The following is a 22503-nucleotide window of genomic DNA, read 5'->3' as shown; positions in this document are numbered from 1 at the left end:
TAATAGGCTTATGACGCATAACTCTTACTACCGGAGTTTCCTCAAGTTTGTGACCGGCCTCACCAACGATCGCCCGGCGGACGTCGCTGACCTGGTCGGACGCTGGGACGAGCCGGAGATGGGCCCGGTCCCGCCCGTCGCCGACGAGGACTTCCCGGAGGTGAGTGCCTTCCTGGACCGGTGGGGCGAGGTCATCGACTCGACCGGCGAGGCCGACCGGGTCCGGTTGCTGAACGCCCTGCTGGCCGAGGCCGCGGCCTACCCGAGGATCACCGAGCACGACGGGTACAGCTGGCATCTGCACTACCAGGACGACGGGATGCGCCTGCCCGCGGTATTGCGCGGGGTGACTTCCGTGGCGGCGGCCCAGTACCTGACCTCGACCAGCCTGCACCGTCTCGGCCGCTGCGCCGCGGCGGAATGCCGCCGAGCGTTCGTCGACTTCACCCGCAGCGGGACACAGCGGTATTGCACCCACGCCTGCGTCAACCGCGACGCGGTCCGGAGGCACCGGGCGCGCCGGAAGGAAATGCTTTCGCCGTAAGGGGTTTCCGTTGCCAACGCCCGTCCGGCCACCGGGGTCGAGGTCCGCGCGCCGCGGACTCGCCGCGACCGGAGCGGCCTCGGCCGAGGCAACCGGATGTCGGCGCACAGCGCGGCCGCGCGGCAGTCCGGCGGCAGCGATTTCCGGGTTCACAGCGCCAGATCGTGGTCGGCGAGCCAGGAGTCCAATTGCACCATGAACTCCAGCCCGGACCGGGCCGGCCAGCCGTTCGCGGACCCGAGCCGAGCCGTCGCGCCGCCGTCGATCAGCGCGTGCACGGGGGTGCCGGGAGAACCCGCGAGCCGCGCGAACTCGGCGCGCAGTGCCGCGTCGTATCCCGGGTCGTGCGTGATCGGGTACGCGCTCTTCTTGCGGTTCGCCACCGGTTCGGGGAGCAGGTCGCCCGCCGCCGCCCGCAGCAGGCTCTTTTCCTTGCCGTCGAAGAACTTCATCCGCCACGGCACGTTGAACAGGTAGTCGACCAGCCGGTGGTCGCAGAACGGCACCCGCACCTCGAGGCCGACCGCCATGCTCATGCGGTCCTTGCGGTCCAGCAGCATCGGCACGAACCGGGTCACCGCGAGGTAGCCGACCTCGCGGATCCGCCGCGCCTCGGCGTCCTCGCCGGGCAGCACCGGCACCTCCGCCAGCGCCTCGGTGTACCGCTGAGCGCGGTAGCCCTCGACGTCCAGGTCCGCGAGCAGCCCGGGATCCAGCAGCCCGGACAGCGCCGGGAGCAGGTCGTACCCGGCGGCCACCCATGGGAAAGTGTCCGCGTCGCGCAGCTCCGGCACGTGGAACCACGGGTAGCCGCCGAACAGTTCGTCCGCGGCTTCCCCGGACAGCGCCACCGTCGACCGTTCCCGGACCGCGCGAAACAGCAGGTACAACGAGGCGAACGCGTCGCCGAGCAGGGCCGCGGGCACGTCGTGCGCCCTCGGGACCACGGCCCGGGTCGAGGAAGCGGCGAGTTCGCCGAGCCCGAGCACCAGGTTCGTGTGCTCGGCCGCGACGTGCCGCGCCATTTCCGCGGCGAACGGCGCGTCCGGCGATTCGTGCACCAGGCTGGCGGCGAAATCCCGTTCGTTGCCCGCGAAATCGACCGAGAACGACCGGACCGGACCGGTGCCTTGAGCGGCGAGCGAGCGCGCCGCCAGCGCCGTCACCACACTGGAGTCGAGGCCGCCGGAAAGCAGGGTGCACAGCGGGACGTCGGCGACCAGCTGGCGTTCCACGATGTCCTCGAGCAACGCGCGGACCGTCCGCACGGTGGTGTGCAGATCGTCCGGATGCTCGCGTGCCTCCAACGCCCAGTACCGCTCGATTCGCCTGCCCTCGCGGCCGAAGACCAGCAGGTGTCCCGGCCGCAGTTCCCGCATGCCGCGGAAGATCGCGTGCTCCGGGGTTTTGACCCCGGCCAGCAGCTCGCGCAGCCCGTCCCGGTCCACCACCGGCGCCACGTCGGGATGCGCGAGGATCGCCTTCGCCTCCGAACCGAACAGCAGCCCGCGGCCTGCCGGGCAGTAGTAGAGCGGTTTGATCCCGAGCCGGTCGCGCACGAGCACCAGCCGCTCGCTGCGGGCGTCCCAGATCGCGAACGCGAACATCCCGTTCAGCCGCCGGGCCATCCCGGTGCCCCACTGCAGGTACGCGTGCAGCACCACTTCAGTGTCGCTGGAGGTCCGGAACCGGTGGCCGAGCGCGGTGAGTTCCGCGCGCAGCTCGCGGTAGTTGTAGACCTCGCCGCTGTAGGCGATCGTCAGCACCGTGGCGCCGAGGTGCTCCAGCGTCATCGGCTGGCTGCCGCCCGCCGGGTCGATCACCGAAAGCCTGCGGTGGCCGAAAGCCACGTGCTCGTCGAACCAGCAGCCGTGCGCGTCCGGGCCCCGGCACGCCATCGCCTCGGTCATGTCCTGGAGCACCTGTGGTTCCCGGCCGGGAAACCGTTCGAAATCCGCCCACCCCGCGATGCCGCACATCGGATCTTCGCCTCCTCTACGCCTGGATTCACCAGGTCACCGGGAATTCGTGGATGCCGTAGATCTCGGCATCGGTTTTGAACCGCAGCCGCCGCACGGGCGCCGCGGCGCGCAGGCCGGGCAACCGGGTCGCGAGCGCGGTGTAGACGATGTCCAGCTCCACCCTCGCCAGATGCTGGCCGAGGCACTGGTGCGGGCCGTGCCCGAACGCCAGGTGGTCGCGAGCGCCGCGCCGGGAACCGGGGAACACCGCCGGATCGTGATCAGCCGCGTTGCACAGCAGCACGACCACCTCCCCCGCGGCGATCCGTACGCCGTCGAGACGCACGTCCTCGGTGGCCACCCGGGTCGGGATGAACTCCGCGATCGTGAAGCGGCGCAACGACTCCTTCGTGATCAACGGGGCTCGCGCCGGGTCCGCGCGCAGCGCCGCCGCCAGCATCGGCCGTTCGGCCAGCTTCAGCGCGCCGAGCGAAATCATGTTCGCCGTCGTCTCGTGTCCGGCGACGAGCAGCAGGAAAGCCATCCGCACCAAGGCTGTCCGCCGGTATTCGCCGTCCTCGCGGCCCCTCCGGATCTGGCGGCCGAGCAGATCGTCGGGCGGGGCCGCTTCCTTTTCGACGATCAGCGTCTCCAGCGCGGCCAGCAGTTCGTCGATCGCCCGCAGCCGCTGCGGCGCGGTGGCGGTGCGCAGCAGCATCGTGGTGGAGCGGGTCTGGAAGAAGTCGTGGTCGGAGTAGGGCACCCCGAGCTGTTCGCAGATCACCCGGGAGGGCACCGGCAACGCGAGCGCGCGGACCAGATCCGCGGGTTTCGGACCGGCCAGCAGGGCGTCGAGGCATTCGTGCACGACGCGTTCGATCCGCGGCCGCATCCGCCGGACCCGGCGGACGGTGAACTCGCCCGCCACCGCGGACCTGGCGGCGCGGTGCTCGGCGCCGTCCATGGAGATCATCGTGCGGCGGAAGGCGCCCGGCTGGCCGTCCACGGGAAAGGGGAAACCCTGCCGTTGCCGGTCGGCGCTGAACCGGTCGTCGGCGAGCACGGCGCGGATGCCGCGGTGCCCGGCCACTGCCCACACCGGCATCCCGGACGGCAGCCGCATCCGCACCGGGCGGGCCGCGTCCCGCACCCGCACGTGCTGCGCGTTGGGCCGGTAGGGGCAGGCCCGGGCGAGCTCCAGTTCGGGAGCCGCGGTCAGTTCGTCTTCCGGAACGGGCACGGGAATCTCCTTTCGCTCATGCGGTTTCGGGCTCGCCGTTCCCTTCCCCCGGGCGCGCGAGCACGAACAGGGCAACCGCCGCCACGAGCGCGAAACCCAGCACCGCGACGGCGGTGGAGAGCGCGGTGGTGGCTCCGGCCGCGCCGGGCAGCGGGGCCGCCGCCGCGCCGATCAGGAACTGCGCGCCGCCGATCAGGCCGGAGGCCGCGCCGGGGGCGTCTCCGCCGATCGCGAGGATGATCGTCGTCGAAGCGGGCAGCACGATGCCGAATCCGAAGGTCGCGCCGAAAAGGCAGATCCAGGTCGTGGGCACCGTGCTGACGCCGGCGAGAAGCAGCAGCACGAGCGTGCCCGTCGCGAACGCCATCACGAGCACGCCGATCGTGAGCAGGGTGTTCAGCCGCACGCGTCCGGCGAGCCGGGCGAACAGCGCGCCGGCCACGACGGTGCCGGCCGCGTTCGTCGCGAAAACGAGGCTGTAGACGGCGGGCGACAAACCGTAGCCGTCCTGGAAGACGAACGGCGAGCCGCTGATGTAAGCGAACAACGCGCCGATCCCGCAGCCGGCGACGAGGAGATGCCCGACCAGCGCGCGCCGCCGGAGCAGCCGGCCCATCGCGGCGGCTGCCCGCCGGGAGCCGCCGGGCAGCCGCCGGTGCGCCGGCAGCGATTCCGGCACCCAGTAGCCGACCCCGGCCAGGAGCAGCATCCCGGTCACGGCGAGCACCGCGAACACCAGCCGCCAGGAACCCAGCCCGACGACCGCCCCGCCGAGCACCGGGGCCAGCACCGGCGCGGTCGACCCGATCACGCTCAGCGCGGTCAGCCTGCGCGCCGCGCCCGCGCCGGTGAACAGATCGCTGATCACCGCCCGTCCGAGCACGATCCCCGCGCCGCCCGCCACCCCCTGGCACAGCCGGGCGAGGTCGAACACCGCGAGGTTCGGAGCGAGCGCGCACACCACGGAAAAGATCGCGAACAACGCGGCGCCGGCGAGCAGCAGCCGACGGCGGCCGAGCGTGTCGCTGACCGGGCCGAGCACGAGCTGTCCCGCCGCGAATCCGACGAGACACGAGGTGAGCGAAAACTGCACCGCCGCAGTGGTGGTCCCGAACGAGGAGACGATCTGCGGGAATCCCGGTGCGTACATGTCGACCGCGAACGGCGACACCGCGGAAAGACCGCCGAGGACGAGGACAAGCCGTCCGGTTCCGGTACGCGGGGTCGCGGTGTCGATGCCGCCGTTCATGAGCCTCCACTCCGTCCGAGCCACGACGCGGCCAGCGAGCGACCGCTGCCGCTATCGTCGGCGGCTCGGCGCGGTTGTGGTGTGGAGCGCGAGGCTCAGTGCTGTGGAGATCGTTGCGGCGTCAGGTTCGGTCACGCCGGAACCGGGCGGGCGAACTACCGCGGTCCCGGCGGAAGGCGTACCCGAAATTGCTCGCCGACGCGTACCCGACCTCGGACGCGATCCGCGCGACCGGCCAGTCCGTCTCGACCAGCAGGGCCGCCGCCCGGTCGAGACAGCGGCGCCGGTGGTGCTCCATCACCGGAATCCCGTACAGGGACCGGAATCCGGTGGTGAGCCGGCGCACCGACATCGCGGACGCCCTGGCCAGCTGAGCCAGCGTCGGCGGGTCGTGGCGCTGCTGCCACAGCAGGTCGGGGACGCGGCGCAACGCGGCCGCCTCGTGGTCTTCCAGCTCGGGTTCGCCGGTTTCGGCAGCAGGCGTGGCTCCCAGCCCGTCGGCCAATGCGGCGAGCGCGGCCATCAGCCGGGATTCCAGGAACAGCAGGCGGCCCGCCGAACCCCGGCGATGCGCGAAGATCTCCCGCAGCGGATCGGCGGCGGGCAGCAACGCCGTCGAGCGGCCCAGATACCGCTCGCGGGCGAGGTGTTCCGGCCCGATCGCGGGCAGCGAGTACGCGCCGAGGTCCTGGAGGTAGGACTCCAGCCCGGTCCAGGTCCCGGTCACCGAGACCGCGCGATAACGCTCCCCCGCCTCGTATTCGATCACTCCTTCGAGAGCGCTGCGGGAACTCAGCGACACCGCGCTGGCGCGCATCTCGCCGGTGCCGGTTCCGGACTCGCGGATGCGCATTCGCCCGCCGAGGCAGTGCTCCAGCTCGAAATGGTCGCCGGGGAACCGGTATTCGACCCGGTGCGTCCCGGAGAACTCGACGTCGTACCGGACGAGCGACAGCCCGCGGCGCAGCGTCGTGACCTCGATCGCGCCGTCGCCGAACTCCGGCCGCAGCCGGTGCCGGACCGTCCCGTCGGGCCCTGGTTCGGCGCACGCGATCGACGACAGGTAGGCCGCGTGGCTGTCCTCGGCCGCGGCGGAGCCGGTCGGACCGCAGATCTGGTGAGACTGGATCACGACAAGCAAGGGTAGCCTTACTCGCTGGCTCGTGTCGCTTTCCCGTTCACCATCGCCGGTTCGGCCGCCGCCGCGCCCGGGCCTCCCAGCAGGGCCGATGCCAATGCCTGCGATCCGCGACGCCGCCGGTCTCGTCGGCGGGCCACACGACCAGGTGCGGGACGCCCGGGCGGATCTCGTGGTCGCAACCGGGACACCGGTAGGTCTTCGCGGCCTGCGAGCCGGGGACCGTGCGCACCAGCCAGTCGCCGTCGGGGGCGGATTCGCTTCGGGCCCAGCCGCTGACCGCGCCGGCGTCCGGCCGCTCGACGGGACCGGGACGGCCTCGGCCGGGTCGATTGCGTCTGGGCACGCAGCCACGGTAACCGGACGTCGGGACGGTTCGGCCACACACCCCGAACCGCACCCGCCGACGCCGCGGAACGTGCGTGAACTCCGGCAGGGGGTCAGCCTCGAGCGATCGCCAGTGGGACGAGTTGCTCTGCCGACGTCAGCGAGCCGTGCTGGCCGACCAGGTTCGACTCCACGGCCTCGGCGAGTTCGCGAACCATGCCGAAGGTTCCCGTCGCCGCGGCGACGACGTCGCCGATCCGCGGGCGCACCCGATCGCTCACCGCGGCGCCGAACCAGCCTGCCGCGATCGCCTCCTCGCGCGGCAAAACCCAGGCCCGTTGACCGAGGACCTCACGCCACGCGGCCACCACATCCGCCGTCGCGCCAGGTTCGGTGTAGACGTGCCGCGCGCGGACCTCGCCGCCGAACGCGCGGACGCCTGCCAGCAGTTCCGGAGTGTCTTCCAGGTTCAGTTTCTCCTCGACGGTCACCATTCCGTGGTCCGCCACCACCGCCAGCACGGCACCGGCGGGCAGTCCGTCCACAATGGACTCCACCAGCCGGTCGACGTGCCGGAGCTGCATCCGCCACGCGGTCGAGCCGGGGCCGTAAAGGTGGCCTAGCAGGTCCAATTCGCTGTGGTAGGCATAGCAAAACGCGCGCGACGAGAGGATGTCCAGGGTTCGCGCGGCCAGATCGCCCAGCGCGTGTACGCCTGCGTATCGGGCACCGCTTTGCGTTGCTTGCGTCAGGGCCGTATTGGCGAAATGTGCCGAGGACACCACCGCGGCCTCGATCCCCGCGGCGGCGGCGCGTTCGAAGGTCGTCGGGAGGGGTTGGACTTCGCGGGGCGGCAGGGCGCCTCGGAGGTCGCTGCCGTCGTCGTGGGAGCGCCAGCGCAGGGCGTTCAGGACGCCGGTTCCGGGGATCTCGAAGGTGTAACCGACCATGCCGTGCTCGCCCGACGCCAGACCGGTGCCGATCGCGGCGACGCCGGCGGCGGTGGTCGACGGGAAGCCGACTCGCAGGGGGCTGCTGGCGAGTTCGGTGAGGACGGGGGCGTCGGCGGCGTGCTGGGCGAGCAGTTCCCAGCCGAGGCCGTCGATGAGGAGCACGCACGCGCTGCGGGCTTCGGGCAGCGCCAGGCCGCCGTCCTCGCCGGGCACGCCCAGCGCGCCGAGCAGGGCGGGAACGACCTGGCCGAGGTGCGGAACATCCGCGTACTGGGGCACATCCACCCGGACAGCTTCCCACCAACGCGGCCCGCCAGCGATAATCAACGCATGCCCACCTACGCCTACCGTTGCCGCGACTGCACCGAGACGTTCGAACTCCAGCGCCCGATGGCCGAGTCCAGCGCGCCCGCCCCGTGCCCGGAGGGGCATACGGACACGGTCAAGCTCCTCACGACGGTCGCGCTCACCGGTTCGGCCTCCGCGCCCGCACCGGCTGGCGGAGGGTGTTGCGGAGGAGGTTGCTGCAGCTGACCGGCTCACAGCGCGGCTGGGACGCCCGGCTGGCGAAGGGCTCGGCGCCGAAACTGGTCGGCAAAGCTTCCCGCCTAGCTCGGCACGGTTACCGCAGCCGATCAGCGCACCTCCCGACCGGGCCAACCGGTTGCCGAGGGGCTCGGTGCCGAAGCTGGTCGGCGGAACTTCCAACCCAGCCCCGTGCTCACCGGTCCGGCGAACTCTTAGGCCCCGGCATCCACCGCCAACCCCGGCGGTGGATGCCGCGAGCACGTCCGATCAGCAGGACTTCAGCGCCTGATCCAAGTCAAGCCACAAGTCCTCGACATCCTCCAGCCCCGCCGAAAGCCGCAGCAGGCCGTGGGTGATGCCTGAACCGGTGCGGTCGTCCTCGGCGACGATGCGGTGCGTCAGCGAGGCCGGGTGCTGGATCAGCGTGTCGACGCTGCCCAGGCTCACCGCGGGCGTGATCAGCCGGACCGCGCCGATGACCGCGTGGGGGTCGCCGGTTACCTCGAAGGCCACCAGCGGGCCGCCCAGTTTGGGGTAGTGCACGGCGCTCACCGACGGGTGCGAAGCCAGGCGCGAAGCCAACACGGCGGCGGTTTCCGAAGCAGCCTTCACTCGCAGCGGGAGTGTCGAGAGGCCGCGCAGCAGCAGGTATCCGGCGAGGGGGTGCAGCACGCCGCCGGTCGCGAAGCGCAGGGAACGCAGGCGCGCGGCTTCCTCGGCGTCGCAGGCCACGATGCCGCCCATGACGTCGCCGTGGCCGCCCAGGAACTTGGTCGCGCTGTGCAGCACCATTCGGGCGCCCAGCCGGCCGGGGCGCTGCAGGACTGGCGTCGCGAAGGTGTTGTCGACCAGGACCGGGACGTCGCCGCAGGCCTCGGTCAGGGTGGCGATGTCCAGTTCGCTCAAGGTCGGGTTCGCGGGCGTCTCCACGAAGACCAGGCCGGTGTCGGGGCGCAGAGCCTCCGCGACATCCTCGGGCGCGGTCCAGGTGACCTCGGTGCCCAGGAGGCCGGTGGTCAGCAGGTGGTCCGTGCAGCCGTACAGCGGCCGGACGCCGACGATGTGCCGTTTTCCTTGCGATACCGCGGAAAGCAGGCACGCGGAGACCGCCGCCATGCCGCTCGCGAAGGCCACGGCGTGGTCGAAGCCTTCGAGTTCCGCCAGCGCCTGCTCGAACCGTTCGACGGTCGGGTTGCCGATCCGGCCGTAGATGCCGGTGACGTTCCCGCCCGCGGCGAACTCGTCGATCCGGCGGGCCTCCTCGGCACTGTCGCGCGCGGGGTAGGTCGTGGAGAAGTCGAGCGGGGCGGCGTGCAGGCCGAGGTCGGCGAGATCGTCGCGACCGGCGTGGACGGCTCGGGTGCGCAAGGCGGAAGTCATGGCAGTCACGTTCGGACACGACACGGCTGCAACGCAACGATCTCGGATAAGATTCAGCGATGAGCGAGACCGTCGAACTGAGTCCGGTTGATCTTGAGATTCTGCGGGTGTTGCAGAACGATGCCCGGACGTCGAACAAGGAGCTCGCGGCCGCGGTCGGGCTCGCGCCGTCGACCTGTCTGGACCGGGTGGCGCGGCTGCGCGAGACCGGCGTGATCACCGGACAGCACGCCAAGGTCGACGCGGCGAAGGTCGGGCGTCCGCTGGAAGCGTTCCTGTTCGTGCAGGTCCGGCCGCATCGACGGCCGCTGGTCGAGCAGTTCGTGGAACATCTCCTGGCGCTGCCGGAGATCCGCGCGGTCTACCACCTGACCGGGCCGGACGACTTCCTCGCGCACGTCGCCACCACTTCGGCCGCCGAGTTGCAGCGGCTGGTGCTGGACGAGCTCACCTCCCGCGACGAGGTCGCCCGCGTGCACACCAACCTCGTGTTCCAGCAGTGGCAAGGCGGCCCGCTGCTGCCGCCGGACGGCGAACCCGCGCAGGGCGCGCGCATCCGGCGGCGCGACCGGTGATCGGACCGTTCTCTACCCATAGAAGCGTCAGTAGTCCTTGAAACCCTTGCCGGTCTTGCGGCCCAATCGTCCGGCCGTCACGAGGTGCTCCAGCAACGGTGCCGGCGCGAAGCCTTCTTCGCGGAACTCGTTGAACAGCGTCCGCTCGATCGCCAGCGACACGTCCAGCCCGACCACGTCCAGCAATTCGAACGGTCCCATCGGCAGACTGCAGCCGACCTTCATCGCGGTGTCGATGTCATCCGCCGACGCGTAATGCGCTTCCAGCATTTTCACCGCGTCGTTGAGATACGGGAACAGCAACGCGTTCACGATGAATCCGGCCCGGTCGCCGCAATGCACCGGATGTTTGCCGACCGCCGCGCACACTGCCGTCGCGGTCGCGGTGACGTCGGGAGCGGTGGCGATCGTCGACACCACTTCCACCAGTTTCATCACCGGTGCGGGATTGAAGAAGTGCAGGCCGATCACGTCACCGGGGCGCGAAGTCGCCGCCGCACATTCGATGACCGGCAGTGAGGACGTCGTGGTGGCGAGCACCGCGCCCGACTTGACCACCTCGTCCAACGCCGAAAATACCGCCTGCTTAACGGAAAGCTCCTCAGCCACCGCTTCGACCACCAGGTCGACGTCGGCCAGTTCTTCGAATTCCGTCACCGGACGGATCCGGCCGAGCGCGGCCGCAGCGTCCTCTTCGGACAGTTTTCCCTTCACCACGGCCTTGTCGAGCGACTTCTTCACCTTCGCCACCGACGCTTCGGCCTTCTCCATGCTCCGCGCCCGGAGCACGACGGCAAACCCGCGCTTGGCAAACACTTCCGCGATTCCGGTCGCCATTGTCCCGGTGCCGATCACGCCGACAGACCGCACTTCGCGAGCCACCGAAGAGTCCACTTCGGACGAAGTGACCGAATCCACCACCACCGGCGAATCGGGTGCGTCGTAGGTGTAGAAACCGCGTCCGCTCTTGCGGCCCAGCTGTCCCGCGGTGATCATCTGCTTCAGCAAGGGCGCGGGCGCGTGCAGCCGGTTCCGCGATTGGTGGTACATCGTGTCGAGGATTTCGTACGCGGTGTCCAGCCCGATCAGGTCGAGCAGCGCGAGCGGGCCCATCGGGTAGCCGCAGCCGAAACGCATTGCCGCGTCAAGATCTTCGCGGGTGGCGTAGCGCTGCTCGTACATCCGGACCGCGTGATTGAGATAGCCGAACAGCAGCGCGTTCGCGATGAACCCGGCCCGGTCGCCCATCACCACCGGCGATTTGCCCAGCCGCTGCGCGAATTCCACGACGTCGGACACCACGTCCGGCTCGGTGACCACCGTGCGCACGACCTCGACCAGCTTCAGCACCGGAGCCGGGTTGAAAAAGTGCATCCCGACGACCTTGCCCGGCCGCGCGGTGTGCACGCCGATCTCGGTGATCGACAGCGAGGACGTATTGGACGCGAACACCACGTCCGGCCGGGTCACCTGGTCCAACTGGGTGAACACCTCGGCCTTCGCCGCGAGGTTCTCCGGGATCGCCTCGATCACCAAGTCCACTTCGGACAGTTCGGTCAGCGAGGTCGTGGTGCGGATCCGGCCGAGCAGCGCCTCGCGGCCCGCCTCGTCGAGCTTGCCGCCCGCGAGCGCCCGTTCGGTCGAATGCCGCAGGTGGCCGAGGCCGCGTTCGACCCCGGCCTCGTCGAGTTCCACCGCGACCACGTCGAGCCCGCTGCGGGCGAGCACCTCGGCGATGCCCGCGCCCATCGTGCCAAGACCGACCACACCGACCGTCGAGATTTCCCGTGCCACAGGGCCTCCAGAGGTTACCCGCTGGTAATTGCCGCTCACTGTGCCACGCGAGACCCTCGAAAGCACATCGGAATCGAGTCAGTCCGGGCGAAGTCACCCGGTCGGAAACCGGCGTTACTCCCCGAAGTTCGACTCCACCAGCTCGGCCACCTTCGCGACCGCCTCCGCCGCCTGCAGCCCGCGAGCCCGCACCACGATCCGGTCGCCCTGGCGCGCACCGAGCGACATCAGCGCCAGCACGCTGTGCGCGTCCGCCTCCTGCTCGCCCAGCCGGATCGACACCTCGGCCTCGAATTCCGCCAGGCTGCGCACCACGACCGCGGCCGGGCGCGCGTGCAGGCCGACGTCGTTGGTCAGCGTGAATTCCCTCTCCACCACGCCTTCCTCACCGGCCGCCGACAGCTCCACCGCGGCCAGATCCGGCGCGACACCGGCGCTCGCCGCGGCCTCGCCCACCGCCTTGGCGTTCGCGCCGCCCTGCGCCGCGACGGCCGCCGCCACCGCGCCTTCCACCAGCGGCGCGTCGACCACGACCGCGGCGGACGAGTCAGCGAGCGATTCGACCGCCAGCTCAGCGGTCATCTGCGCGCTGCCGAGGTCGTACAGCAGCACCACGCCGTCGCCGGAATCCGCCCGCTGAGTGGCCGCGACGACCTCGTCGTAGTCGGTGCCGATGCCACCGCCGTCGGGCAGCCCGCCCGCCGGGACGATCCGGACGTCCGGGGCCATCTGGGCCGCCAGGTCGGCAAGGCCCTCGGCCAGTTTCGCGCTGTGCGACACAAGAACGATTCCAACGGTCACCGGGCCGCCTCCGCGAACGCACGCAGCAGCAGCGCCGTCGAACGAGCGCCCGGATCCATGTGCCCGACCGCGCGTTCCCCGAGGTACGAGGCACGCCCCTTGCGCGGGATCAAGTCCACAGTGGACTCCGCACCGCGATCCGCTCCGTCCGCCGCCGCGGTGAGCACGTCCGCGATCGTTCCGTCCGCGGCACCTTCAGCCGCGGAGAGCGCCGGGATCAGCGCATCGACCATCGTCGCGTCGCCGCCCACTGCCTTGCCACGAGCCTGCACGCCTTCCAACGCCGCCCGCAACGCGTCCAGCAGCAACGGCACATCGATCTCCGCCGCGTCGCCGAGCTTCGCCGACGCACGCAGGAAAGCCGTGCCGTAAAGCGGTCCGGCCGCGCCGCCGACCTTGGAAATCAACGTGGTGGCAGCGAGTTTCACGACTCCGGCCGGGGTTTCCGGCACCGCGGTCTCCAGCGCGGAGACGATGGCGGTGAACCCCCGGCTGAGGTTCTCGCCGTGGTCGGCGTCGCCGATCGCGCGGTCCAGGTCCACCAGTTCGGTGCGGTGTTCGGCGATCACTTCGGCGGCGGCGCGCAACGCGGCCGCGACCCCTTCGGCAGTGCAGGCCATCAGATCCCCCACCGCAGCGCGGGCGTGCGCACCGGCGCGTCCCACAACTGCGTAAGCTCGTCGTCCAGTTTCAGCAGGGTCAGGCTGATGCCCTGCATTTCCAGGCTGGTGATGTACGGGCCGACCAGCCTGCGCTCGACCAGGATCCCGCGCTCGGCCAGCAGCCGCTCGGCGATGCCGTGCGCGAGGTACAGCTCCAGCTGCGGCGTGCCGCCCATCGAGTTCGTGAACAGCAGCACCTTGTCGCCGGATTCGAACGGCAGGTCGGACACCACCGCCTCGACCATCCGGGCGACCAGCGCGTCCGCCGGTTCGGCCGGGATTCGCTCGCGGCCGGGTTCGCCGTGGATGCCGATGCCGAACTCGATCTCGTCCGGTCCGAGGTCGAAACTCGGCTCGCCCGCGTGCGGAACGGTCGGCGCGGACAGTGCCACCCCGATGGACCGGACCTGCCCGATCACCTTGCGCGCCAACGCTTCCACGTCATCCAGCGCATCACCGCGCTCGGCCGCCGCGCCGGCGATCTTCTCCAGCAGCACGGTCCCGCCGACGCCGCGCCGCCCGGCGGTGAACGTGGAGTCCTTGACCGCCACGTCGTCGTCGATGACCACGCTGCGCACGTCCAGGTCCTCGGCCGCGGCCAGTTCGGCGGCGGTCTCGAAGTTCAGCACGTCGCCGGTGTAGTTCTTCACGATCAGCAGCGCCCCGGCCGGTCCGGTGGTCGCCGCGATCGCGCCCTGCACCGCGTCCGGGGTCGGCGAGGTGAACACCGGCCCGGGCACCGCGGCGTCGAGCATCCCGGGGCCGACGAACCCGCCGTGCAGCGGTTCGTGCCCCGACCCGCCGCCGGACACCACCGCGACCTTGCCCGCCACCGGCGCGTCCGCGCGCACGACCAGCGCCGGATCGTCGCGCACGCGCAGCAGGTCCGCGTGCGCGACCGCGAGCCCTCTCAGCGATTCGGCGACGACGGCCGCCGGATCGTTGATGATCTTTTTCATGGCGGACCTCCGGCACCTCGGCGTCGTGGACGACCCCAACCTATGAGGTCGCCGGGCGCGCCGCAAAGCGCCCCCTGGTCACGCCGCGGGCAGTTTCCCGGCCAGCTGCTTGGCGAGCCCGACGGTCTTGCCGCACGGGTCGTCCTTGTCCGGCTGCGCGTCGGAGTTCGTGTACTCCAGCTGGACCACCTCGACGCGCTCTTCCTTCCACTGCCGGTGCTGCCATTTGACCTGGCAGCTCGACCCGGAGGTGCCTTGCTTCGAGTACGCCTGGCTGGGCGTGCCGACGTCGGCCTTCAGCCAGCCGTCGCCCTCGCTCGGCGCGACGCCGGGGAACATCGTCACCCGGACGCTCGGGATGAGGCCCCATTCGCACGAGTGCAGTCCGGACGGGCGCGGCTTCCCGCCCTTCACGACCCCGTCCACCGCGGCCGGGTCGAGCACCGTGCACGGGTCGACGGCGAGCAGCGTGCCCGGACCGGGCGTGTACTTCTGCGGGTTGTTGTGCAGCTTCTCGACCGCCGTCGCGACGAGCTTGCGGCCCGCGGCGCAGGCGTCGCCGCCGGTGTAGTCGATCCGGAAGGAGACGCCGATGGCCGGGTTCCGCGCGGTGAGCGCGCTGACCACGCAGCCGGATTCGCCGCCGAGGTCGGGCACCTCGACCTGCGGCAGCCCGCCGACCGCGCCGGTGGTCTTGTCGGAGGCGAACGTCACGAGGCCGCCGACGTCGACGCTCGCCCGGATTTCCTTGCCGCCCGGGTCGGTCGCCTTCGCGACGCAGGAGTCGAACTGCGTGCTCGACGCGGTCGCCTCGCCCTGCATCGTGCCGAGCGGGCTCATCGCGGTCTTGTCGACGAACTGGCACGGCAGCACGTCGCGCAGCACGGCGGGAGCGACCGCGGGATCGGTGATCGGGCCGGACGTCGCGGCGCTGTCCCCGCCGGCGGGGACAGTCGTGCGCGCGAAGTTCTCCTTGCCCAGGTTCGGACCGCCGCACGCGGACATCGCGATCACGCCCGTCGCGACCAAGGCGGACAACTTGAGGAACCGGCCGAACCGGCGATCGTGCACCACGTCCGGCAACCTAGCGGGCGAGGCTGCCGGACGTGGGCGCAACCCGGTTATTCGGCGGGTGAGGTTTCCGTCGTTTCGGTGCTCGGCGGCACGACGAGCGGCCGCAGCACCGCCCACAGCACGAACATCGCGGTCACCACCAGCAGGCCGATGCCCGACCAGAGGTTGATGTTCACGTCGGCGGCCTTCTTGAGGTCGTCGTCGCTGGTGAACCCGGCGCCCATGATCGTGAGGATCACGCCGTAGACGCCGAGCAGCAGCGCGATGATCAGCCGGATGTCGAAGGCGCCCGCCTTGTGCGGCCGCGAGGTTTTCTCGGTCATGCGGGCCTCCTCAGAAGATGATGTTGAGAGCGATCGTGAGCACGAGGACGATGCCGGCCAGCAGGCCCGGCTTGCGGTACCAGCCCGCGTTCTCGCCCGTGTTGTCGTGCTTGAGCGCGTCGCGCGGGGTCAGCGAGTAGACCAGGCCGACCAGCTGCGCGTCCGGCTTCGGCTGAGTGGCCAGGGAAACCCCGACGCTCACCACGATGTCGACGACGAACGCGGTGCCCGCGGCCACGAAGCTGGTGCCCTGCCCGGCGAGCGACAGCACGTCCAGCTGCGACAGCGCCCAGATCGTGATCGCCGACGCGGTACCGGCCACCAGGCCGATCCATCCGGCCGCCGCGGTCATCCGCTTCCAGAACATGCCGAGGATGAAGGTGGCGAACAGTGGCGCGTTGAAGAAGGAGAACAGGTCCTGCAGGTAGGTCAGGATGTTCGCCGACTGCGACGCGACGAACGCGGTGCCGATCGCCAGCACGGTCGCGACGACCGTGGTCTTGCGGCCGAGGCTCAGGTAGTAGCCGTCCGGCTTGTCCTTCTTCACGTACGTCTGCCAGATGTCGTACGTGAAGACGGTGTTGAACGAGCTGAGGTTCGCCGCCATGCCCGCCATGAACGACGCGAGCAGACCGGCGATCGCGATGCCGAGGATGCCGTTGGGCAGCAGGTCGCGCATCAGCAGCAGGAGCGCGTTGTTCGCGGTGACCCCGCTCGGCGCGGTCTTGTCCTGCAGCAGAAGTCCCTTGTCCTGCATGTACTCCGGCACCACGACGCCGGCGATCATGCCGGGGATGATCACGATGAAGGGCACCAGCATCTTCGGGAACGCGCCGATGATCGGCGTCCGCCGCGCGGCCGACATGCTCTTCGACGCCATCGCGCGCTGGACCTCGACGAAGTTCGTCGTCCAGTACCCGAAGGACAGCACGAAGCCGAGACCGAACACGATGCCGAGGACGGACAGGAAGTTGTTGCCGAAGCCGGTCAGGTTGTCGCCCGGCCAGGAGTGCAGCTGCGCGGTGCCGCCGGGGCCGTCGGTGATCTTCTGCACCAGGCCCTGCCAGCCGCCGACCTTGACCAGGCCGACGATGGTGAGCGGCAGCAGCGCCACGACGATCACGAAGAACTGCAGCACCTCGTTGTAGATCGCGGCGGACAGCCCGCCCAGCGCGGTGTACGTGAGCACGATGGCGGCCGCGACGACGATCGACACCCACAGCGGCCAGCCCAGCAGCAGCTTCACGACGCTGGCCAGCAGGAACAGGTTCGCGCCCGCGATGAGGATCTGCGCCGCGGCGAAGCTGATGCCGTTGACGAGGTGTGCCGTCGGACCGAACCGCCGCCGCATGAACTCGGGGACGCTGCGGACCTTGGAGCCGTAGTAGAACGGCATCATCACCAGGCCGAGGAACAGCATCGCCGGGATGGCGCCGATCCAGAAGTAATGGACGGTCGGCAGGCCGTAGAGGACGCCGTTCGCGGACATGCCCATGACCTCGACCGCGCCGAGGTTCGCGGAAATGAACGCCAGACCGGTGACCCACGCCGGCAGCGACCGGCCCGACAGCAGGAAGTCGAGACTGCTCGACACCTGCCTTCGCGCGAGATAGCCGATGCCGAGCACCAGGACGAAATAGAACGCCAACTCGATGTAGTCGATCGGACTCGCGTCGAGCCGCAAGTTCGCGTCGGCGAGGAACGGCACCCTGCCACCTCCGAATCAAACATTCTCACACAGAAAACACCATCGTTCCTGTCAGACCGGCACAGTACTGCATGGATTCCGAAGAGGCACCCCGACACCGCGGTTTTTCACCAACCTGCCGCTGACCTGTGCATTCCGCGTGCCCGGAAGCACCCGTGTTGAGTCCTGTCGCTTCGCTCGCCAACCCCTCACCAACGGGACAGATTCACTCGTTCCGGGGTGCTGCTCGGCGTCGGGCCCATAAGATCCCGGCGATGACCGGCCCCGCGCTGCCCCTCCCCGGACGGCTTCGCGCCGCTTTCGGGCTCGTGGTCCTGCAAGCGCTGCTGAACGGCGCGTTCGGCGTCTTCGCCCATCGGCAAATCGACAAGCAGCGCGCTGGCGGCGAGGAACCGTTTTCGATTCTGTACTCGCTGGAGTACCTGTCGTACGCCTTCACCGCCGGACTGCTGACGGCCGGGATCGTGGTTCTGCTCGGCTACGGCTGGGGCCGATGGGTCCTGCTCGCGGTCGAGGTACCGTCCGCGCTCGGCGGACTGCTCAACCTGGCGGGCGGTGGCGCAGCAGCGGCGGCGGGCCTGGTGCTGGCTGGAGTGGTGGTGACGACGTTATTCCACGCGGAAGTGAAGGCGTGGTTCGCTGCGAAGGCGACTCAGCGCCGAGCCGGGTCGGCGCTCTGACGCATTCCCTCCGGCGTCATCGGCTGGCTTCGTTGAGCCGGGCGAGCCATTCGCGCAGCAGACCGGCTTCGAAGACGCTGAAGCCCGCTTCGGTGACCGGGTCGGCGTCCTTGGTGGGGGTGACGATTCCGAGCAGGGCCTGCGCACGGTCGGCGATCGGGGAACTTTCGGGGGCCGGTTGGTCGATCAGCGCGTCGAGCACCAGGTCGCCCAACGGCCGGATCACCTCGATGTCCCGCGCTTCTTCCGGCTGGGCCAGCAGGAGCAGAACCGCGCCGGTCGTGGACGCCTCGATCGCCACCGCGGCCGCCTCGACCGGCACGCGGAGCCGGCCCTGCGCGTTGGCGCGTTCGAGCATGCCGCACAGGATGGCCCGGTTTTCCGCCGCCGCCACGGGCTGTTTGCCCGGCCGGACGGTTCCGTACATCAGCGCGTAGATCGCGGGATTGGCCAGCCCGAACGCGACGTGCATCTCCCAGCCGTGACGCAGGTCCTCGACCGGATCCTCGCTGGGCTCGAGCGCGTGCTTCTCCGCGAGGTAGCTCTCGAAACCGAAGGTGACCACGGCGTCGAGCAGCCCGTCCTTGTCCGCGAAAAGCCGGTACAGCGTCGGCGTTTGCACTCCGGCCGCCGCCGCGACCGCCCGGGTGGACAGCCCTGACGGGCCGGCCGTCGCCAGCAGTTTCACCGCTTCGCTCAGGATGCGCTCGCGCTGGTCGTCCGATGCCATGTGCCGACGATAACAGATTCCTGTTGACGTTGACACTGACAATGTCATCGGAATAGCGTTATCAACGTCAACAGCGAAAGGAACCTCTGATGTCCTCTGTTCACGTCGCCATCGCTTACTTCTCCGGCTACGGGCACACCCTCGAGATCGCGAAGGCCGTCGCGGCGGGCGCCGAGTCAGTGCCCGGCACCCGCGCCGACCTGGTCGACGTAGCCGAAATGACCGACGCGAAATGGGAAACCCTCGACGCCGGCGACGCGATCATCTTCGGCACGCCGACCTACATGGGTTCGGCGTCCGGCGCGTTCCACGTGTTCGCCGAAGCGACCTCGAAGCGCTGGATGTCCCAGCGCTGGCTGGACAAACTCGCGTCCGGGTTCACCAACTCCGGCTCGATGAGCGGCGACAAACTGCACACGCTGCAGTACCTGGCGCTGCTCGCCGCGCAGCACGGCATGCACTGGGTCAGCCTCGGCCTCATGCCCGGCTGGAACACCACCACCAGCAGCGAACACGACGACAACCGGCTCGGGTTCTACCTCGGCGCGGGCGCGCAGACCTGGAACGACCAGGGTCCGGAAGCCGTCCACGCCGCCGACCTCGCCACGGCACGCCACCTCGGCGCCCGGGTCGCGACGCAGGCCCGGCGCTACCGGCAGCCGCTCGCTGCCTGACCCCGGGCGGTGCTCAGAACAGCCGGAACTCGTCCGAATCCGTGCCGCGCAACGCGTCGTAGTCCAAGACGACGCAGCGGATCCCGCGGTCCTCGGCGAGGACGCGCGCCTGCGGCTTGATCACCTGCGCCGCGAACACGCCCTGCACCGGGGCGAGCAGCGGGTCGCGGTTGAGGAGTTCGAGGTACCGGGTCAACTGCTCGACGCCGTCGATCTCGCCGCGGCGCTTGATCTCCACCGCGACCGAACCGCCGTTGGCGTCGCGGGCCATGATGTCGACCGGGCCGATCGCGGTCGGGTACTCGCGGCGGACCAGTGTGTAGCCGTCGCCGAGGGTTTTGATGTGCTCGGCGAGCAGTTCCTGCAAATGCGCTTCGACGCCGTCCTTCTGCAGGCCCGGGTCGACGCCGAGGTCGTGCTTCAGGTCGTGCATGACCTCGTCGATGGTGATGACGAGTTTCTCGCCCGCCTTGTTCTGGACCGTCCAGACGTCCGGGTCCTCGATCAGCCAGCACGGCGGCGACATCCAGTTCAGCGGCTTGTAGGAGCCGCCGTCGGAGTGCACGAGCACCGAGCCGTCGGCCTTCACCATCAGGACGCGGTTGGCCATCGGGAGATGCGCGGTCAGCCTGCCGACGTAGTCGACCTGGCACCGGGCGACGACGAGCCTCATCGGACCCGCCCCGCACGGAGCGGGCTGGCTTGCTGAGAGGGGAGCACGAGACGCACCCGCCGAGGGTAGGACAGGCTCGGCGATACTGGCGAGGTGGACCCCATTCAGCGTGTCGCGACCCGCGAGGTGTATCGGAACAACTGGATGACGGTGCGCGAGGACGCCATCCGCCGCGCCGACGGCAGCGACGGCATCTACGGCGTCGTCGACAAACCGACCTACGCGCTGGTCATCCCCCTCGACGGCGACCGGCTGCACCTGGTCGAGCAATTCCGGTACCCGCTCGGAATGCGGCGCTGGGAATTCCCGCAGGGCACCGCGCCGGACCTCGCCGAGACCCCGCCCGCCGAACTGGCGCGACGGGAATTGCGGGAGGAGACCGGATTGCGGGCTTCGGCGTTCACCGAGCTGGGGATGCTGGACGTCGCGCCGGGGCTGACCAGCCAGCGCGGGCACGTGTACCTCGCGACCGGTCTCACCGAGGGCGAGCCGGAGCGGGAACCGGAAGAACAGGACATGCGGACGGCGTGGTTCAGCCGGGCCGAGGTCGAGAAGATGATCTCCACCGGGGAGATCTCGGACGCGCAGACGGTGGCGGCTTATACGTTGCTGCTGCTGCACGAACGTCGCTGACTCACGGCAGCCCGCCCCTCCCGCTCACCGCACGACCGAGCGGTCCGTGAAGGGCTCCTTGAGGGAATCTGGTTCCCTCAAGGAGCCCTTCACGGACTTCTCCGGAGCAGAAGAGCCGGGCGTCAGTCCGTCCAGTCGGGTTTGCGCTTCTCCAGGAACGCCGCCATTCCCTCCCGCGCCCCCGGCAGCTGCGAAGCCGAAGCCATCACTTCGACGGCGATCGCGTAGGCGTCCGCTTCCGGGCGGTCCAGCTGCGCGTACAGGGTCTGCTTCCCCATCGCCTTGCTCGCCCGGCTGCCGCGGGTCGCGCGTCCGAGCAGGTCGGCGACCGCCTCGTCGAGGGAATCGTCCGGGACCACGCGGTTGACCAGGCCCCAGTCCAGCGCCGTCGCCGCGTCGATCACGTCGCCGGTCAAGGCCAGTTCCATCAGGCGTTTCCGGCCGATCGCGCGCGCCACCGGCACCGCGGGCGTGTGGCAGAACCAGCCGCCCTTGCCGCCGGGCAGCGCGAATCCCGAGGACTCCGCCGCGACCGCCAGGTCGCACGACGCCACCAGCTGGCATCCGGCGGCCGTCGCCAGGCCGTGCACCCGGGCGATCACCACCTGCGGCACCGATTCCATCGTCCGCATCAGCGTCGTGCACAGGGTGAGCAGCTCACGCACCCCCATGAGGTCGCGGGCGGCGACGTCGCCGAAGTCGTGCCCGGCGGAGAACACCGGCCCCGCGCCGGCCAGCACGATGCCGGTCGCGTCGGACTCGCCCGCCTCGCGGAACGCGGCGAGCAATTCGCCGAGATGGTCGGCGGACAGCGAATTGCGCCGTGCCGCGCGGTTCATCGTGATGGTGACCGTGTCCCCGTCCCGCTTCACGAGGAGGTGCTCGTACTCGCCCATGCCCCGACCGTAACCCCGACCGGCGGGATGCGGAAAGTGCGCCGATACGAATCCGGCCCGACCCCGACCTCCGCCCGCAGCCGTCGGCGCAGGTTCGCGGCGCTGCCGAGCCCCGCCCGCTCGGCCACCCGGGCGACCGGCAGATCCGTGGTCTCCAGCAGCCGCTGCGCGTGCTGCACCCGCTGGACGAGCAGCCACCGGCCGGGCGTGCTCCCCGTCGCGGCAGCGAACTCGCGATGAAAAGTCCGGGGGCTCATCCCGGCGTGCTCGACCAGATCCGGTACCCCGATCTCGTCCGCGAGCCGGGTCAGCGCCCAGTCCATTGTGGACGCAATACCCGGCCGGGAGGCGTTGGCGGGCAACGGAGCTTCCGCGTACTGGCGCTGGCCGCCTTCCCGCACCGGCGGCATCACCAGCCGCCGGGCAAGCCGCGCGGCGACCTCGGCTCCATGATCACGGCGAACCAGATGCAGGCAAAGATCAAGACCGCCGACGACGCCCGCTGAGGTAAGCACGCCGTCCTGTTCGGTGTAGAGCACGTCGCGGCGGAGTTCGGCAGCGGGCGCGGCCGTCGCGAGTGCGTCCAGGTCCCGCCAATGCGTGGTCGCGGGGCGGCCGTCGAGCAATCCGGCAGCAGCGAGGGTGAAAGCTCCGGAGCAAAGCCCAGCCACCGTCGAACCGGCGCGATGGGCCCGGCGAAGCGCGGCGCGAGCGGCGGCGGGTACTTCGGCCAGCGGATCGTCCCGTCCGGGGGCGAGCACCAGATCGCAGTCGGCCAAGCCGGAAAGCCCGTGCGTCGCGACGACTTCGCCGAACGGCGACACCCGCGTCCGCCCTCGCCCCGGCGCGCACACGCGCACCGCGAACGGGCCGATCCCGCTGTCGGTGCGGTCCTGCGCCCACACCTCCGCGATCACCGCGAGGTCGAACATCCGGCTGCCCGGCAGGAGCAGCACCCCGATCGTGCGCATGGCAGAAAAGTATCGCATCGCGCGTCTTGT

At 70.2% G+C, this 22503-nt stretch carries 24 protein-coding genes; 6 read left to right on the top strand and 18 right to left on the bottom strand.

All coding sequences use genetic code 11. The features are described from left to right. The first annotated feature begins 10 nt into the window (after positions 1 to 10). Complete coding sequence (locus DMP23_RS42690; protein WP_337820789.1) at positions 11 to 544, top strand: CGNR zinc finger domain-containing protein; 534 nt, start codon at positions 11 to 13, stop codon at positions 542 to 544. 149 nt (positions 545 to 693) lie between these two features. Here DMP23_RS42690 and asnB read toward each other — a convergent pair whose 3' ends face one another. From asnB to DMP23_RS42660, 6 genes are all read right to left on the bottom strand, one after another. After that, positions 694 to 2523 carry an asparagine synthase (glutamine-hydrolyzing) gene (gene asnB, locus DMP23_RS42685; RefSeq protein WP_337820790.1) on the bottom strand — a complete coding sequence of 610 codons (1830 nt, stop codon included), beginning with the start codon at positions 2521 to 2523 and terminating at the stop codon, positions 694 to 696. Between the two features lie 28 nt (positions 2524 to 2551). Next, positions 2552 to 3745: a cytochrome P450 gene (locus tag DMP23_RS42680; protein ID WP_337824327.1), complete on the bottom strand. Its 1194-nt coding sequence runs from the start codon at positions 3743 to 3745 to the stop codon at positions 2552 to 2554. 16 nt (positions 3746 to 3761) lie between these two features. Further along, positions 3762 to 4994 (bottom strand): multidrug effflux MFS transporter, encoded by a 1233-nt coding sequence (locus DMP23_RS42675; protein WP_337824326.1) that lies wholly within the window; start codon positions 4992 to 4994, stop codon positions 3762 to 3764. Between the two features lie 121 nt (positions 4995 to 5115). After that, on the bottom strand, positions 5116 to 6126 hold the full coding sequence (locus tag DMP23_RS42670) for a helix-turn-helix transcriptional regulator (RefSeq protein ID WP_337824325.1): 1011 nt from the start codon (positions 6124 to 6126) through the stop codon (positions 5116 to 5118). A gap of 46 nt (positions 6127 to 6172) precedes the next feature. Further along, positions 6173 to 6478 carry a hypothetical protein gene (locus tag DMP23_RS42665; RefSeq protein WP_037815309.1) on the bottom strand — a complete coding sequence of 102 codons (306 nt, stop codon included), beginning with the start codon at positions 6476 to 6478 and terminating at the stop codon, positions 6173 to 6175. Positions 6479 to 6572: 94 nt separating this feature from the next. Further along, positions 6573 to 7697 carry an alkaline phosphatase family protein gene (locus tag DMP23_RS42660; RefSeq protein WP_337824324.1) on the bottom strand — a complete coding sequence of 375 codons (1125 nt, stop codon included), beginning with the start codon at positions 7695 to 7697 and terminating at the stop codon, positions 6573 to 6575. Positions 7698 to 7742: 45 nt separating this feature from the next. Here DMP23_RS42660 and DMP23_RS42655 point away from each other — a divergent pair, with 45 nt between their 5' ends. Continuing rightward, a complete protein-coding gene (locus DMP23_RS42655; RefSeq protein WP_078870550.1) occupies positions 7743 to 7946 on the top strand; it encodes an FmdB family zinc ribbon protein in 204 nt (67 codons plus the stop codon). A 261-nt stretch (positions 7947 to 8207) separates the two neighbouring features. On the opposite strand, the gene DMP23_RS42650 is transcribed toward DMP23_RS42655, so the two are convergent. Continuing rightward, entirely contained in the window at positions 8208 to 9320 is a 1113-nt protein-coding gene (locus tag DMP23_RS42650; RefSeq protein ID WP_037815313.1) for a trans-sulfuration enzyme family protein, read from the bottom strand. Positions 9321 to 9379: 59 nt separating this feature from the next. Here DMP23_RS42650 and DMP23_RS42645 point away from each other — a divergent pair, with 59 nt between their 5' ends. Then, a complete protein-coding gene (locus tag DMP23_RS42645) occupies positions 9380 to 9895 on the top strand; it encodes an Lrp/AsnC family transcriptional regulator (RefSeq protein ID WP_037815315.1) in 516 nt (171 codons plus the stop codon). A gap of 27 nt (positions 9896 to 9922) precedes the next feature. Here DMP23_RS42645 and DMP23_RS42640 read toward each other — a convergent pair whose 3' ends face one another. The 7 genes from DMP23_RS42640 to DMP23_RS42610 all read right to left on the bottom strand — a co-directional run bounded on the left by DMP23_RS42640 (position 9923) and on the right by DMP23_RS42610 (position 17216). Then, the gene (locus tag DMP23_RS42640; RefSeq protein ID WP_337824323.1) at positions 9923 to 11689 is read right to left on the bottom strand and encodes a 3-hydroxyacyl-CoA dehydrogenase family protein; all 1767 of its coding nucleotides are present in this window, start codon (positions 11687 to 11689) and stop codon (positions 9923 to 9925) included. Between the two features lie 114 nt (positions 11690 to 11803). Next, positions 11804 to 12490, bottom strand: coding sequence for a dihydroxyacetone kinase phosphoryl donor subunit DhaM (dhaM, locus tag DMP23_RS42635; RefSeq protein WP_337824322.1), 687 nt, complete (start codon positions 12488 to 12490; stop codon positions 11804 to 11806). Continuing rightward, positions 12487 to 13110 (bottom strand): dihydroxyacetone kinase subunit DhaL, encoded by a 624-nt coding sequence (gene dhaL, locus DMP23_RS42630; RefSeq protein ID WP_037815424.1) that lies wholly within the window; start codon positions 13108 to 13110, stop codon positions 12487 to 12489. The genes dhaM and dhaL overlap by 4 nt, the downstream gene beginning before the upstream one ends. After that, positions 13110 to 14111, bottom strand: a complete 1002-nt coding sequence (gene dhaK / locus DMP23_RS42625) for a dihydroxyacetone kinase subunit DhaK (RefSeq protein ID WP_337824321.1) — start codon at positions 14109 to 14111, stop codon at positions 13110 to 13112. Before dhaK ends, dhaL begins: the two co-directional genes overlap by 1 nt. A gap of 78 nt (positions 14112 to 14189) precedes the next feature. Further along, positions 14190 to 15185: a hypothetical protein gene (locus tag DMP23_RS42620; protein WP_337824320.1), complete on the bottom strand. Its 996-nt coding sequence runs from the start codon at positions 15183 to 15185 to the stop codon at positions 14190 to 14192. A 47-nt stretch (positions 15186 to 15232) separates the two neighbouring features. Then, a complete protein-coding gene (locus DMP23_RS42615) occupies positions 15233 to 15508 on the bottom strand; it encodes a hypothetical protein (protein ID WP_037815322.1) in 276 nt (91 codons plus the stop codon). 10 nt (positions 15509 to 15518) lie between these two features. Further along, positions 15519 to 17216 carry a sodium:solute symporter family protein gene (locus tag DMP23_RS42610; protein WP_043832136.1) on the bottom strand — a complete coding sequence of 566 codons (1698 nt, stop codon included), beginning with the start codon at positions 17214 to 17216 and terminating at the stop codon, positions 15519 to 15521. A 254-nt stretch (positions 17217 to 17470) separates the two neighbouring features. On the opposite strand from DMP23_RS42610, the gene DMP23_RS42605 reads away from it, so the two are divergent. Next, the gene (locus tag DMP23_RS42605) at positions 17471 to 17896 is read left to right on the top strand and encodes a hypothetical protein (protein WP_337824319.1); all 426 of its coding nucleotides are present in this window, start codon (positions 17471 to 17473) and stop codon (positions 17894 to 17896) included. A 16-nt stretch (positions 17897 to 17912) separates the two neighbouring features. Here the strand turns inward: DMP23_RS42605 and DMP23_RS42600 are convergent, their stop codons facing one another. Next, the gene (locus DMP23_RS42600) at positions 17913 to 18626 is read right to left on the bottom strand and encodes a TetR/AcrR family transcriptional regulator (protein WP_337824318.1); all 714 of its coding nucleotides are present in this window, start codon (positions 18624 to 18626) and stop codon (positions 17913 to 17915) included. 89 nt (positions 18627 to 18715) lie between these two features. Here DMP23_RS42600 and DMP23_RS42595 point away from each other — a divergent pair, with 89 nt between their 5' ends. Next, the gene (locus tag DMP23_RS42595) at positions 18716 to 19300 is read left to right on the top strand and encodes a flavodoxin domain-containing protein (RefSeq protein WP_037815326.1); all 585 of its coding nucleotides are present in this window, start codon (positions 18716 to 18718) and stop codon (positions 19298 to 19300) included. A 13-nt stretch (positions 19301 to 19313) separates the two neighbouring features. Here the strand turns inward: DMP23_RS42595 and nucS are convergent, their stop codons facing one another. Continuing rightward, positions 19314 to 19973: an endonuclease NucS gene (gene nucS, locus DMP23_RS42590; RefSeq protein WP_037815327.1), complete on the bottom strand. Its 660-nt coding sequence runs from the start codon at positions 19971 to 19973 to the stop codon at positions 19314 to 19316. Between the two features lie 93 nt (positions 19974 to 20066). Between nucS and DMP23_RS42585 the strand changes: the two genes are divergently transcribed. Then, positions 20067 to 20606 (top strand): NUDIX hydrolase, encoded by a 540-nt coding sequence (locus DMP23_RS42585; RefSeq protein WP_337824317.1) that lies wholly within the window; start codon positions 20067 to 20069, stop codon positions 20604 to 20606. A gap of 122 nt (positions 20607 to 20728) precedes the next feature. Here DMP23_RS42585 and DMP23_RS42580 read toward each other — a convergent pair whose 3' ends face one another. Then, a complete protein-coding gene (locus DMP23_RS42580) occupies positions 20729 to 21502 on the bottom strand; it encodes an enoyl-CoA hydratase-related protein (RefSeq protein ID WP_134667337.1) in 774 nt (257 codons plus the stop codon). Then, positions 21475 to 22473, bottom strand: coding sequence for a GlxA family transcriptional regulator (locus DMP23_RS42575; RefSeq protein WP_238604485.1), 999 nt, complete (start codon positions 22471 to 22473; stop codon positions 21475 to 21477). Before DMP23_RS42575 ends, DMP23_RS42580 begins: the two co-directional genes overlap by 28 nt. Between the last annotated feature and the right edge of the window lie 30 nt (positions 22474 to 22503).

Source organism: Amycolatopsis sp. A1MSW2902 (assembly GCF_017312175.1).
Lineage (GTDB): Bacteria > Actinomycetota > Actinomycetes > Mycobacteriales > Pseudonocardiaceae > Amycolatopsis > Amycolatopsis nivea.
Note: the sequence above shows the minus strand (reverse complement) of the source record. Positions and strands in the feature narration are given on the sequence as shown.

What these genes read in the sequence shown, in the direction of transcription:
- DMP23_RS42675 (WP_337824326.1), bottom strand. Translation starts at nt 4,994, where the DNA reads ATGAACGGCGGCATCGACACCGCGACCCCGCGTACCGGAACCGGACGG.
- DMP23_RS42655 (WP_078870550.1), top strand. Translation starts at nt 7,743, where the DNA reads ATGCCCACCTACGCCTACCGTTGCCGCGACTGCACCGAGACGTTCGAA.
- dhaK (WP_337824321.1), bottom strand. Translation starts at nt 14,111, where the DNA reads ATGAAAAAGATCATCAACGATCCGGCGGCCGTCGTCGCCGAATCGCTG.
- DMP23_RS42575 (WP_238604485.1), bottom strand. Translation starts at nt 22,473, where the DNA reads ATGCGCACGATCGGGGTGCTGCTCCTGCCGGGCAGCCGGATGTTCGAC.
- asnB (WP_337820790.1), bottom strand. Translation starts at nt 2,523, where the DNA reads ATGTGCGGCATCGCGGGGTGGGCGGATTTCGAACGGTTTCCCGGCCGG.
- DMP23_RS42615 (WP_037815322.1), bottom strand. Translation starts at nt 15,508, where the DNA reads ATGACCGAGAAAACCTCGCGGCCGCACAAGGCGGGCGCCTTCGACATC.
- dhaL (WP_037815424.1), bottom strand. Translation starts at nt 13,110, where the DNA reads ATGGCCTGCACTGCCGAAGGGGTCGCGGCCGCGTTGCGCGCCGCCGCC.
- DMP23_RS42580 (WP_134667337.1), bottom strand. Translation starts at nt 21,502, where the DNA reads ATGGGCGAGTACGAGCACCTCCTCGTGAAGCGGGACGGGGACACGGTC.
- DMP23_RS42690 (WP_337820789.1), top strand. Translation starts at nt 11, where the DNA reads ATGACGCATAACTCTTACTACCGGAGTTTCCTCAAGTTTGTGACCGGC.
- DMP23_RS42645 (WP_037815315.1), top strand. Translation starts at nt 9,380, where the DNA reads ATGAGCGAGACCGTCGAACTGAGTCCGGTTGATCTTGAGATTCTGCGG.
- DMP23_RS42595 (WP_037815326.1), top strand. Translation starts at nt 18,716, where the DNA reads ATGTCCTCTGTTCACGTCGCCATCGCTTACTTCTCCGGCTACGGGCAC.
- DMP23_RS42650 (WP_037815313.1), bottom strand. Translation starts at nt 9,320, where the DNA reads ATGACTTCCGCCTTGCGCACCCGAGCCGTCCACGCCGGTCGCGACGAT.
- DMP23_RS42605 (WP_337824319.1), top strand. Translation starts at nt 17,471, where the DNA reads ATGACCGGCCCCGCGCTGCCCCTCCCCGGACGGCTTCGCGCCGCTTTC.
- nucS (WP_037815327.1), bottom strand. Translation starts at nt 19,973, where the DNA reads ATGAGGCTCGTCGTCGCCCGGTGCCAGGTCGACTACGTCGGCAGGCTG.
- DMP23_RS42600 (WP_337824318.1), bottom strand. Translation starts at nt 18,626, where the DNA reads ATGGCATCGGACGACCAGCGCGAGCGCATCCTGAGCGAAGCGGTGAAA.